Annotated in this window: 13 protein-coding genes; all 13 read right to left on the reverse strand. The window is 33.2% G+C overall.

What is annotated here, in order from left to right:
* Positions 1–1,422 precede the first annotated feature (1,422 nt).
* Positions 1,423–1,959 carry a GNAT family N-acetyltransferase gene (locus BZG02_RS06260; protein WP_101260557.1) on the reverse strand — a complete coding sequence of 179 codons (537 nt, stop codon included), beginning with the start codon at positions 1,957–1,959 and terminating at the stop codon, positions 1,423–1,425.
* Positions 1,956–3,020, reverse strand: coding sequence for an N-acetylneuraminate synthase family protein (locus BZG02_RS06265; protein ID WP_101260558.1), 1,065 nt, complete (start codon positions 3,018–3,020; stop codon positions 1,956–1,958). Before BZG02_RS06265 ends, BZG02_RS06260 begins: the two co-directional genes overlap by 4 nt.
* Positions 2,995–3,900: a dTDP-4-dehydrorhamnose reductase family protein gene (locus BZG02_RS06270; protein ID WP_101260559.1), complete on the reverse strand. Its 906-nt coding sequence runs from the start codon at positions 3,898–3,900 to the stop codon at positions 2,995–2,997. Before BZG02_RS06270 ends, BZG02_RS06265 begins: the two co-directional genes overlap by 26 nt.
* Complete coding sequence (locus tag BZG02_RS20995; protein WP_218972159.1) at positions 3,901–5,208, reverse strand: aminotransferase class III-fold pyridoxal phosphate-dependent enzyme; 1,308 nt, start codon at positions 5,206–5,208, stop codon at positions 3,901–3,903. It abuts the gene before it with no gap.
* An 11-nt stretch (positions 5,209–5,219) separates the two neighbouring features.
* Positions 5,220–5,981, reverse strand: coding sequence for a cytidylyltransferase domain-containing protein (locus BZG02_RS21000; RefSeq protein ID WP_218972160.1), 762 nt, complete (start codon positions 5,979–5,981; stop codon positions 5,220–5,222).
* Positions 5,978–6,862 carry an aldo/keto reductase gene (locus tag BZG02_RS06280; protein ID WP_180335652.1) on the reverse strand — a complete coding sequence of 295 codons (885 nt, stop codon included), beginning with the start codon at positions 6,860–6,862 and terminating at the stop codon, positions 5,978–5,980. The genes BZG02_RS21000 and BZG02_RS06280 overlap by 4 nt, the downstream gene beginning before the upstream one ends.
* Positions 6,863–6,873: 11 nt before the next feature.
* Positions 6,874–7,884, reverse strand: coding sequence for a UDP-N-acetylglucosamine 4,6-dehydratase (inverting) (pseB, locus tag BZG02_RS06285; protein WP_101260561.1), 1,011 nt, complete (start codon positions 7,882–7,884; stop codon positions 6,874–6,876).
* Between the two features lie 27 nt (positions 7,885–7,911).
* Positions 7,912–9,018: a Wzz/FepE/Etk N-terminal domain-containing protein gene (locus tag BZG02_RS06290; RefSeq protein WP_101260562.1), complete on the reverse strand. Its 1,107-nt coding sequence runs from the start codon at positions 9,016–9,018 to the stop codon at positions 7,912–7,914.
* Positions 9,019–9,458: 440 nt separating this feature from the next.
* A complete protein-coding gene (locus BZG02_RS06295; RefSeq protein WP_218972161.1) occupies positions 9,459–9,764 on the reverse strand; it encodes a GIY-YIG nuclease family protein in 306 nt (101 codons plus the stop codon).
* A 149-nt stretch (positions 9,765–9,913) separates the two neighbouring features.
* Positions 9,914–10,219 (reverse strand): GIY-YIG nuclease family protein, encoded by a 306-nt coding sequence (locus tag BZG02_RS06300; RefSeq protein ID WP_218972162.1) that lies wholly within the window; start codon positions 10,217–10,219, stop codon positions 9,914–9,916.
* Positions 10,220–10,486: 267 nt separating this feature from the next.
* The gene (locus BZG02_RS06305) at positions 10,487–10,756 is read right to left on the reverse strand and encodes a nucleotidyltransferase domain-containing protein (protein ID WP_218972163.1); all 270 of its coding nucleotides are present in this window, start codon (positions 10,754–10,756) and stop codon (positions 10,487–10,489) included.
* A 263-nt stretch (positions 10,757–11,019) separates the two neighbouring features.
* Positions 11,020–11,382 carry a four helix bundle protein gene (locus BZG02_RS06310; protein WP_101260564.1) on the reverse strand — a complete coding sequence of 121 codons (363 nt, stop codon included), beginning with the start codon at positions 11,380–11,382 and terminating at the stop codon, positions 11,020–11,022.
* A gap of 237 nt (positions 11,383–11,619) precedes the next feature.
* Positions 11,620–12,021 (reverse strand): nucleotidyltransferase substrate binding protein, encoded by a 402-nt coding sequence (locus tag BZG02_RS06315; RefSeq protein ID WP_101260565.1) that lies wholly within the window; start codon positions 12,019–12,021, stop codon positions 11,620–11,622.
* Positions 12,022–12,259: the final 238 nt, after the last annotated feature.

A 12,259-nucleotide genomic window follows, 5' to 3' on the forward strand; every position in this document is an offset into this window, starting at 1 on the left:
AAACATTACAAAGAGTAAATAAGAAAGTGAATAGGTCACCATTGTTACTTTCATAGAATGAAGAAAAAAATAAAGAACAAATAAACCTACATAACGAGTTTCTATGCTTCTTCTTAAATTTAACACAATAATTCGATAAACAAATATCGACAAGAAGAACAGGTTTATGAAGAAATTAATAAATCCAACATTCATGGAAGGATCTGGTTCATTCCAATAAGTTTTTAAATATCCTAAATTAAAAAAATTAGTTCCTATTAGTGTCTTTGGTTCAAAAGCGAACAAAATGGTGCTTTGAGAATACGTCGCAGAACCTGAAGATAATTTATTAACAATAAAATTATACAAGACAGGATCAATGAGTAGAAAAACACTTATAAAAACACCAAATATTAATGAGAGTAAAAAAAAATTCTTCCTATACTTCACAAAAAAATATACAGACAGGCAAAGCAAAAAAGCAAGGATATTGGTAGTTGATGCCTCTATCAGCATTACAACAACGTATACAGTAAAGATCATTAATTTCAGAACAGAATTTTTCAAATATCTATAGATGAGAAAAAAAGAAGGGATTACCAAAAAGGTAAATGAATGTGGTTCATGAAATAAACCTGTAATAATCCCATATTGCTGCAGATAAGGAACTCTAATACCTGTAGTATCAAACAAAACCGATATCCCTAAAGGAAAATAATATGTATCTCTCGGATCTCTGAGGTTTGACCGGAAAAGATCCATGGAACTTCCTATATCATTGACATGTGGTTGAACATTGAAATAAGTAATCAAAATGAATAGGGTAAGTACACTTAGTATACTAATTGTACTTAACCAAATATAACCTCGAATAATTAGCCAAAAACTCCGATCAAAAGTAAATACCTCTATATATTTTCGGAATAAATTATAAAGTAAGATATAAAAGGTCATATTTGCAAACAAGAATGGAAACATTCCAATTCCAAATGTATTAGTTACTAACCCAAAAATATAATTCAACACATTAATCACAATAAAACATAAAAACAGTGTATCTTTTAAATTAAATACACCTTTCCGCCCGAACCTATATATTATATATATAATATTAATTAATATGATAATTGAAGTATTGATAGCTCTATAATATTGAAAAAATAGTAGGTAAGGAATTATTGAATAAGAATTCGAAATATTGAGAAACACAATAAATGAATCTAAAAGTAATTTAATATTTGGCTTTTTAATTTTCCCTCTCACTACGGTTCGAATATTGATAATTTTTATTTAAAATATTTTTGTGAAGATTAAAGAACTAAAGTTTAGCATTGAAAGAAGACAATATTCTATCCTTTCCATTTATTATTTCAATGATGATAACCTAATAATAACTATTTTTTCACGATTTCAATCTTCAAAATATCGATAGGTTATGAAGTCTTAATTTCTCATTTCAGACCTTAAAAGTGATATTATGATGGAATCCCAATACTTTCCATCTTCAAAACAATTCTGTCTTAGAATACCATCTTGTTTGAAACTAAATATATTTTCAAAGAAATTTATCTTCTTACTATCGAATTCATATAACTCCATCCAAATTTTATTAAGATTTAAATTATTAAATCCATATTCTATAAGCAATTTAGCGGCTTCTTCTGCATACCCATCATTATCAATATATTTCTTTCCTTTCCCAATATAGAAAGAAAAATCAGCCGATCTAGTATGCCAATTAATATACAGCAAGCCTCCAGCACCAATCACTTTATTATCCTTTAAATCAACTATAGTAAACATATAGTTGATATGCTTCGTTCTTTGAAGACTATCAAACCAAGCTTCCTGGTCAGTTAATGACAATTCACGAACTTCTCTAAAATTTTTTCTAAACTCTGGAATATTTCTCCAATCTCTCAAAAAGACCAAATCTTCTTTCTCAACAGCCCTGAGTCCAATTATCTTCCCTGATATCATTTTATATTTGTTATATTAAAACTACAACCTTCCTCCAAATCGAATACTAATTCTTTCCCAATAATTTCATCGATTTCATAAGGCTGAAAACTACCTACTCCAATAGGGCGCAAGGGGAATACATCATCTTTGGTAATTCTATGTCCCTTTTTCAAATCCATTTTAGCACATAAACACCGCCTTTGCACAATATAAGATTGTCTTTCATTGTCCTCTACCCGCTTTTCACCGTCCCCTAATGCAAATAACAATTCATAAGAACGTTCGATCATCTCCTTCCATGAATGAGGGTTCATCGCAAATGCATGATCTGGTCCCTCCTGACTATTGTCATCTGTAAAATGTTTTTCTATAATCCTAGCTCCTAGTGCAATACTTCCCAAAACCGTACTATGCCCAGGTGTATGGTCTGATAATCCCAACACTACACCCGGATATCTTTCCGCATAAGCTTTTAAAACATTTAAATTACAATATTTAAAATTCTCAAAGCTCCCTGTATAATTTGTATTACACTGCATTAAAACAACATCCTGACTTTTTGATTTTGCAAGATTCATCATTCGTTCAACATCATTCCAATCACAGGCTCCAGTGGCGAATATAGTTGGCTTTTTTTTATCCAGAATATATTCAATTATTTCAGTCCAAGAAGCATCTCCACTGCCAATTTTATAAAAATCGACAAATGGATCCACCAAATCCACTGACTCAAAATCATAGGCACTGGTAAAATAATCAATACCAACTTTAGTACACTCCTCCTTTAGTATTTTGGTCCAGTCTTTGTTGATACTAGCATCCTCATAAATTTCAAAAACAGATTTCTTCCATTTTGATTGATGAGAAACCTTTCCTTTCATTGCATTAAATCCCTGTTTGCTAACAATCTGTTTTGCTGAGAAATTTTGAAATTTAGCAGCATCAGCACCTGATTCTTTTGCTAAATGAATTAACGCTTTAGCCTTTTCTAAAGAACCATTGTGATTGGCTCCAATGTCTGCAATAAAATACAATGAGTTATCATCGATTAGTCTATTCCCTAATTTGATACTTTTCATTTTCTTTGATTTTTGAAACTAAGGTTTGAATTGTTTTTTCATTGTTGGGTAAAATTCTTTTACTATGCTCCTGATACAAATTCACGTTTAAGGTCTGATCTGCACACCGCTTAGCTCTATCCTTAAAGTTTAGAATAGAATCTTTTTCGATATTTAGGGCCGGTATATTCAATGCATCCAATAATTTTTTCCCAAATTCATACTTGGATAAAATTTCAGTCCCAGTTATATGATAAATTTTTGCAGGTAAAGTATGGCTAGTGAGAAATATCAATTCTTCAGCTAAATCCCAAATAGTTATAGGAGTAAATAAAACATCATTAAATAAACCAACCTTATCATTTTGAATTGCAGATTGTAATATCCATTCAACAAATCCAAGCTTAGTTGTATCTTTATTCAAACCCACAATGGTGGTCCGAACTATAATATAATCTCTATCTGTATTTCTCAAAAAGAACTCACCAATTTCTTTTGATTTCCCATAAATATTTTCCGGAAATGTGAGATCCTCTTCTTTCGCTAAATGTGTACTTGAAGGAAAAACAGCATCAGAAGATATATATAGTATTTTTACCGATTTATCCGTTGCATCAACAAGTTTCTTAAGTGAAATCCCATTAATATCAAAAGCTTCTTTAGGATGTTCGTTGCAATAATTACCATTAATTATTGCAGCACAATGTACAACCACCTCTGGATTTGACCAAGTAATTAATTCTGAGTAATCATCTGATGCTAAGTCATAGCATTTATAATTAGGTATATTGACCTCATTATCAGCTCCTGTTGCATACACTTTAAAACCACATTTGCTAAATATGTTTACTAAAGTAAAGCCTAACATACCTGACGCTCCTGTTATAAGAATTCTTTTCATCTAATTTAATCGTTTAAAGCCACCATGACAAACAGGGCCTTCTAATAAATCATCAATATTTTTATTTTTCAATTCGCACTGACTAATCACATAAAATAACTCCTCCAAATTGGTCATGTAAGGATCAATAATATGCTTAGTATGTGCTGTTGATGGATACAATAATGTAGAAGCTAAATACCCTCGCTTTAGCATTTCCTGTGTAATAAGAGTTTTATACTTTAATGCATTCTCAGATGTAAAACTAAACCCAGTTAATGCAGGTATACCGAATGTATTTATCTTTAGCTTATTTTTTTCAGCCAATTCACACCACTTCCCAGTAACATATTTTCCCATCTCAGTGATATATTCCCAAGGTTTATCCCTTTCCATTACTTCTAATGTTTTCAACGCGGCGGTAGGACCAATCCTTTCAGTCCAAAAAGTCGAACTGATAAAAGTTTTCTGAGCCGCTTCCATAACCGCTCTTTTTCCAACAACAGCAGTTAAGGCATAGCCATTAGCAATCGTTTTTCCAAAAATTGTCATATCAGGTTCTACATCATATTTCTTAAATAATGGACCATAAGTTTCTCTAAAACCCGAAGTACACTCATCAAAAATTAAAACAATATTATGCGCATCAGCTAAACCTCTAACTTTTTTTAGAAAACCATTTTTAGGCGGATCATTTCTCTGTACTTCCATCTTAATCACACCTATGTCATGATTCTTGACAAGATTTTCTAATTCTTCAAAATTGTTATATAAAAACGGTAAAGTACTTCCTTTAAGGTTTTGGGGTACACCGCACGGATCAAGACCTGGAAGGAGGTGTTGTGCTAAACCTTCGTCATTCCCTAAATTAGTAGACAAATACCAATCATGCCAACCATGATAACCACAAATTGCAACTTTATCTTTTCCCGTAGCGGCTCTCGCAATTCGAATAGCAATCGCATTAGCCTCACCTCCACTTCTTGCAAATCGCACCATATCAGCCCACGGATTCATTTCAACCAACTTCTCAGCCAAATATACTTCCTCTGGACAATTAAGGGTAGACATGTTTCCATTCTTTACAACTTCGAAAACAGCCGCATCAACCTCTGGATGCGAATAACCCATAATATTAGTACCTATACCCATGATAGAGACATCAATGTATTTTGTACCATCTAAGTCCCATACTTCACATCCTTTAGATTTCGAATAATAAGCTGGCCAATTATCTGGCAAAAACATTTCTGGCCTTTTAGATAGAAGCATTGTTCCACCAGGAATTACTTTCTTTGCTCTTTCATATAATTTTTGTCCTGTTCTCATCATCATTAATTTTATAGATCTTCTTTAATAGATTTAATATATCCTTCATTCCTTATTATGCCACTATTTAAACCTCCCACACCCTCATTCTCTACATAATATTTAGCATATACATTCCAACTCTCTTCCTTCCCAAATTTATCAATCATTTTAGAAATAACCAGGAAATCTTCCGGTTCATCAACTGTCATTCTAACATCCTTATAATCGGCATATTCCGAATAAAAATTAATTGCTTTAAAAATTTGCTTTTTATGAAATGTAGAATTGTTTTTGATAAAAGGAGTTACATGCTCTCTTTCAGATTTGAGTTTTGCCTCAAACCATGCTTTTTCTAAAGTATCAAAGGTGAAAACCTCAATATCTTGCCCGTCAGGAAAAGTTTCCACTAAAGTATTAGAGCAATAATCCACCCGTTCCTTCAACGCCATTTCTATTACCTCATCAATCAAGTGCCCATCAATTAGAGGGCAATCTGAGGTCAATCGAACAACATAATCAGGCTTAATTAACTTAGCAGCCTGATAAAAACGATCTAATACATCATTTTCAGAACCTCTGTAAGAATCAACCCCTAGTCGACGAGCTTCCAATTCTATCAATTCATCCTCAACTTTTATGGTTGTCGCTACAATGATATTAGAGATCATCTTAGATGTCCTAATTCTGTTAATTTGAATCTCCAATAAAGATTCATTATCTATAGTCTTCAATACTTTATTTGGAAGTCTAGAAGAACCTGTTCTCGCCTGGGTTATTGCTAATATTTTCATTGGTTCCAATTGGAAGGATTTAGTAAAAATTTATTACTGACTTTAATTTTATCTATTTGTTCTAGTACAGTTTTGGGTACAATATTCTTCAAACTATTAAGATTCACTTCTAGTTGACATACATTTTCAACCCCAATTAGCACTTTATCGATATATTCTTTCTGAGCTACATAATGCAATGCCAAATCATTAATTTTTATATTAGAATCATTACAAATTAATCTTAATTGAATTAAGGGGTCAGCTAATCCAATCAAATTTCCATTTAATCCTTCAATATCTTTAAAGAATAACCCTTGCAAAAAAACGGATCTAACATGCACATCAAAGCCTTTTAGTTTTGCCTTTTGTAAAACATCCTTTCTTTGACTACTATTATCTAAGAGATTAAATGGCAATTGTATTAAATCAATCGTATCATCCTTAATAACCTGCTCAATTTCCTCATTAGTATATAGAGAAACTCCAACTTTGTTAATTATACCCTGATCCTTAAGCTTAATTATACCCCTTCTAAAAGTTGGATAATAAGATATATAATCACTGTATGAATGAAACATATAACTTTCGAGTGAATCAACACCAATAATCTCAATATCTTTTTTAATTCTGTCTTCAATATCAAAAGGTAAATCGAGCCTGTTAGGGGCAAATTTTGTACTTACATTAAATTTATTCTCTCCTCCCTTATGATAGGTCCCTATTCTAACCTGTGAATCACCATAGATTTCAGCAGTATCTAAAAGATCAATTCCTTTAGAAAATGCAAAATCAAATATTTCCTTTACTCTTTCATATGTAGGCTTTCCTTGATGGTTATTAATACCATAGCTAAGCCCAAATTGAACAGTTCCTAAAATAATTTTACTTAAAATATCCAAAACAAAAATTTTTACACTGAAAATTTAGGGTCCACATGCTTTACAATTAAGCCCCTTAAGCTCTCAACTGTCTCCCAGTCTACATTATTACCAGAATTATAACTAAAACCTTCATCTACTTTTTTTGCCTTAAACTTTTCGATAAATTTTTCTAAAGGAAAATTAGGGAATTGAGGTAAAATAGCATAATATTTACCTAAATCATAAGTATTCAACGAATCAGAAACAGTAATCATTTCTTCATGCAATTTTTCACCAGGTCGAATCCCTACTATTTCTTGTTTACATTCGGGTGCAATTGCTTTAGCCACATCAGTTATTTTATAGGATGGTATTTTTGGCACAAATATCTCCCCTCCCATAGCATTATGTATTGCAAAAAAAACCATCTCACAACCATCTTCCAATGAAATTGTAAAACGGGTCATTTTATCATGAGTGATAGGCAAAACTTTTTCATTCATTTTCTTTAAAAAGAATGGAATAACAGAACCATTTGATCCCATTACATTACCATAACGAACTACTGAGAATATTATATCCCTGCTTCCTTTAATATTATTCGCAGCAATAAAAAGCTTATCTGATGCTAGTTTTGTAGCACCATATAAATTGATCGGAGCTGCAGCCTTATCGGTTGATAAGGCAACAACTTTTTTAACCCCACAATGCAATGCTGCATCAATTACATTTTGAGCTCCCAATATATTTGTCTTAACACATTCCATTGGATTATACTCTGCTAAATGAACATGTTTCATTGCAGCAGCATGTATTACCACATCAATCCCTTCAAAAGCCTTCATCAAACGTCCTTTATCTCTAACATCTCCAATAAAAAATCTCATTTGAGGATATTTATCCTCAGGAAAATCCTGTGCCATTTGAAAATGCTTTTGCTCATCTCTTGAAAAAATCACTAAACGCTTAACATTTGGGTAATTCCTCAATATTAATTTAGTAAACATTTTGCCAAAAGAACCTGTACCTCCTGTAATTAAAACAGACTTGTAATTATACATAACTATAGTTTAAAATTTATAAAATTATTAATGGTCATCTAATTTTTCCTTTAGTACTTTAATTAGATCCTTAGTAAAAACAATTACAACACCAACAATTCCCCCTAAAAAAGCAAAAATTATAATTGTTAATAATTTACCTCGAGATGAGGGTTTAATTGGTATACTAGTTGGCTGTAAAATTGTAAAAATTGGCGTATTCTCCTTCACCTGTATTTTTTGCGTTTCCAATTGTTTTGCCAATTCATAGTAAACTCCATACACCAAATTAAATTCTGCATTTAACTGTTCTTCCTCTGCTTGGGCAATAGCAGAACTTACATTTTTATTTCGATCGCGAAATTGTGCCAATTTATTTTGTATCTCTTCAAATTCTTTTTGTTTTTCCGTATAACGATCTTCAATAAAAGTAAGTTGCTCCTTTGCTTTTTGTATTTTAAAATCCGTAATAGCTTGTTGTAATAGTTGCTGAGCCATTTGTGTCAATTGAGCGGCAGCGATAGCCTCTGGCATACTTACCGTCAATGTAACATCTCCATCCTTATCATTCATTGAGAAAGTTAAATCCTCTTCTAAAATCTTAATTAATTCCCTTTCTTCCTCACTAATCCAGACTAAATTATCAACTATTAAATCTTTATTGTTTAAACTTTCACCTTTTATGGCTTTAATCACCAAGTCAGGCATTCCGATGACATACTTTTTAATATAGCCAAAAAGGCCTGGATTATGAATATTCGAATAATAATATGCAAATGTAATTGGCTCGCTTTGTCCTGCTATACTCAATTTGGTTTGCATCAGTTCCTTTTGGAAGGGAATGCTACCGATAATTTTTGGATACAAACTTGGTGAAATTGTAGAACCACCACTAATATTCCCCAAATCAATGCCCGCCATGGCAGCCAATCCTCCCAAACTACCGCTCAAACCAGATCCGCCTTCGGCAGCCTGTGGCACCATGGTGGTGGTGGCAGTGTACTCCTTGGCAGAGAAGATTGCAATGAATAAACCCAGCACCATAAAAATAAGCGTGGTGCGAATTACGGTACGGCGGCCGTTCCAGAGGGTCTTTGCCAATTGAATCAAATCAATCTCATCTTCAGCTTGGGTGGTATTTTTTTCTTCTTGCATACTTGTTATAGTGATTGCGCGGATTGGAGCGGATTTCGCTGATGGGGCGTTACTGCTTTTAAACTACGCTTTATTAATTATTTTACTTCTTTCTTTTTGGTCGTCATGCTGAACTTGTTTCAGCATCTGTATTTATCTTTAGATCCTGATGTATTTGACATCATATAAATGTATCCACCTTTCATTTCAATATTATTCGTCATGCTGAATTTATTTCAGCATCTGTATTTATCCTTTAGATCCTGAGATCCTGAGATCCTTTAGATCCTGAAACAAGTTCAGGATGACGTACGTCAGTTCTAGATGACAGTCGTCAGTTCAGGATGACGTACGTCAGTTCTAGATGACAGTCGTCAGTTCAGGATGACGTACGTCAGTTCTAGATGACAGTCGTCAGTTCAGGATGACTGTATCCATCCTGAGTCATTTCCAAATTTCATTTATCTAAAATCCATTTTTAAATCCTTCAATTCTGGATTCAAACTCTTAATTAAATTCATTTTCCATTCTCTCTTCCAATTTTTCAACTTCTTCTCCCTCGAAATAGCATCACCAATATCATCAAACTCCTCAAAGTAAACCAAGTCTGTCAAATTATATTTACTTGAAAACTTAGACCCTTCTCCTTCTACATGCTCTGCTATTCGTCTATCTAAATCTGATGTCACTCCTATATACAATGTTGTTCTGTTTTTATTTGACAGTATATAAATGTATCCACCTTTCATTTCAATATTATTCGTCATGCTGAATTTATTTCAGCATCTGTATTTTATCCTTTAGATTCTGAGATCCTGAGATCCTGAAACGAGTTCAGGATGACAGTCGTCAGTTCTAGATGACAGTCGTCAGTTCAGGATGACTGTATCCATCCTAGGTCATTTCCAAATTTCATTTATCTAAAATCCATTTTTAAATCCTTCAATTCTGGATTCAAACTCTTAATTAAATTCATTTTCCATTCTCTCCTCCAATTTTTCAACTGCTTCTCCCTCAAAATAGCATCACCAATATCATCAAACTCCTCAAAGTAAACCAAGTCTGTCAAATTATATTTACTTGAAAACTTAGACCCTTCTCCTTCTACATGCTCTGCTATTCGTCTATCTAAATCTGATGTCACTCCTATATACAATGTTGTTCTGTTTTTATTTGACAGTATATAAATGTATCCACCTTTCATTTTAATATTATTCATCATGCTGAATTTATTTCAGCATCTGTATTTATCCTGAGATCCCGAGATCCTTTAGATCCTGAAACAAGTTCAGGATGACGGACGTTAGTTAAAGATGACGTACAACAGTTCCAGATGACTTCGTCAATTCGCGTAATCTGAAGTTAAACCATACAAACCCCAACAATCGCATAACACTTATCCTTATGTAACAAGTCAACCATTCGCGTAATTAGTTAAATTCGTGCAATTCATAATTAAGAGATTGCTTCACCACTGACCATTGACTATTTACAACCTCTTTCCCTTTTCATCAATGTGCCTTCTCAGTTCTTCATTTGTGATTTGCTCATAATGAACTACATCAAAAAAATAGGGCAATGAATACTCTTCCTCCAGCAATTCCCGCAAAGATAAAACGATTTGACTGTTTATCTTACTTCCTTTTATACATAGATCCACATCAGAAGCTATTTTATAATTTCCCATGGCACGGGAACCAAACAAAATCGCTTCCTGAATTTCCGGCAATTTTTTTATTGCTTCTTTAATCCATATCATATCCTGTTGTGTTAGTCCGTACATATTTAATTTGTCATTCGTTAACTGGTCATTGGTGCATTCGTCACTAGTTGACTGGTTAATTTGTCATTGGTTGATTCGTTGATGCGTCATTGGTCATTGGTCATTCGTTCACTCGTCATTGACCATTCCCCACTGACTATTGACTTTTTTTTTAACCATCGACTATTGACCATTGACTATTTCCCATTAACTATTCCCTAATGTCTATTGACCTTTTTTCAACCCATTGACCATTTTCCCTATTGACTACTCTTTCCAATTGAGCGGATGTAAGCGTTTAGCATTTTTGCTATTCGAATACTCTCTACCTCCAGTTCTTTATAAATTTCAGATTCAATTAATTTTCTATCCTTTGCTTTTCTTAACCAATTCATTGTCTCATAAAGTGACCCGCGAGCATAAAACAAAAAATTTTTATTCTCTTTATAATGGTATCTGCCATATCCTTCACTAATGTTGGCTGAAACAGAATCTGCTGATCTCACCAATTGTTTTCCTACAGTCGACTTCTCAAAATACGCCCAAGCATCAACAATCCCCCAAACCTTTTCTTCAAAAGAATATGCCAATTGATAAACCTGTAAATCTTTTAAGTCAGACATAAAACAAAATTTAATTCATTCATTTGATTGGTTAACTGGTCATTGGTTGATTCGTCATTGGTTAATTGGTCATTCGTCATTGGTTGATTCGTCATTGACTATTCCCTAATGACTATTGACCTTTTTTCAACCCATTGACCTTTTTATTGACCATTGACCAATGCACCATTGACTTTTTTTTAACCATTGACTATTCCTAATTTCCCACTGACCATTTTTCTTGCCATTCCCCACTTCCTACAGCCACTCTTTCATTTTCACATACAAGCATTTAATAGCCGGATAATAATTGTTTTTTATTTTTAGTCCCATCTCCTTTGCAAAGGCTTCATCGTATGTATGCACAGTTAAATTTCTATCTTTTAAGGCATCCATCCAAACATGACCATCCTCTACCAGTTTTACCTGAAAAGCATGCTTTATTGTTTCACGTGGAGATTTGGGATCAAAGCCCTCCGACTCCAAATAATCTTTCATCACCTTCCATGCCAATTCAAAACTCAATTCGAACGCCTGAATAACAGCCATAATTTCAATTTCGGAAGGAGAAATAATCTTCATGGTTTTATCCAGCACGGTATACGCTTTTTCAAAATTCTGAAAACGCTGTCTCCATCGTATGTCTTTTCCTTGGTTCATGCTATTTATCATTCTTTGATTCGTTGACTGGTTTACTCGTCATTGGTCATTGGTCATTGGTCATTCGTTCACTCGTCATTGACCATTCCCTACTGACTATTGACTTTTTTTTTAACCATTGACCATTGACTATTTCCCATTAACTATTCCCTACTGACTATTGACCTCTTTCTTACCATTAACCATTCCCTATTGACCATTTTTTTTCTCTGACTATTCCCAATTGACGATTGACCAC

This window comes from Labilibaculum filiforme, from assembly GCF_002843315.1.
GTDB lineage: Bacteria > Bacteroidota > Bacteroidia > Bacteroidales > Marinifilaceae > Labilibaculum > Labilibaculum filiforme.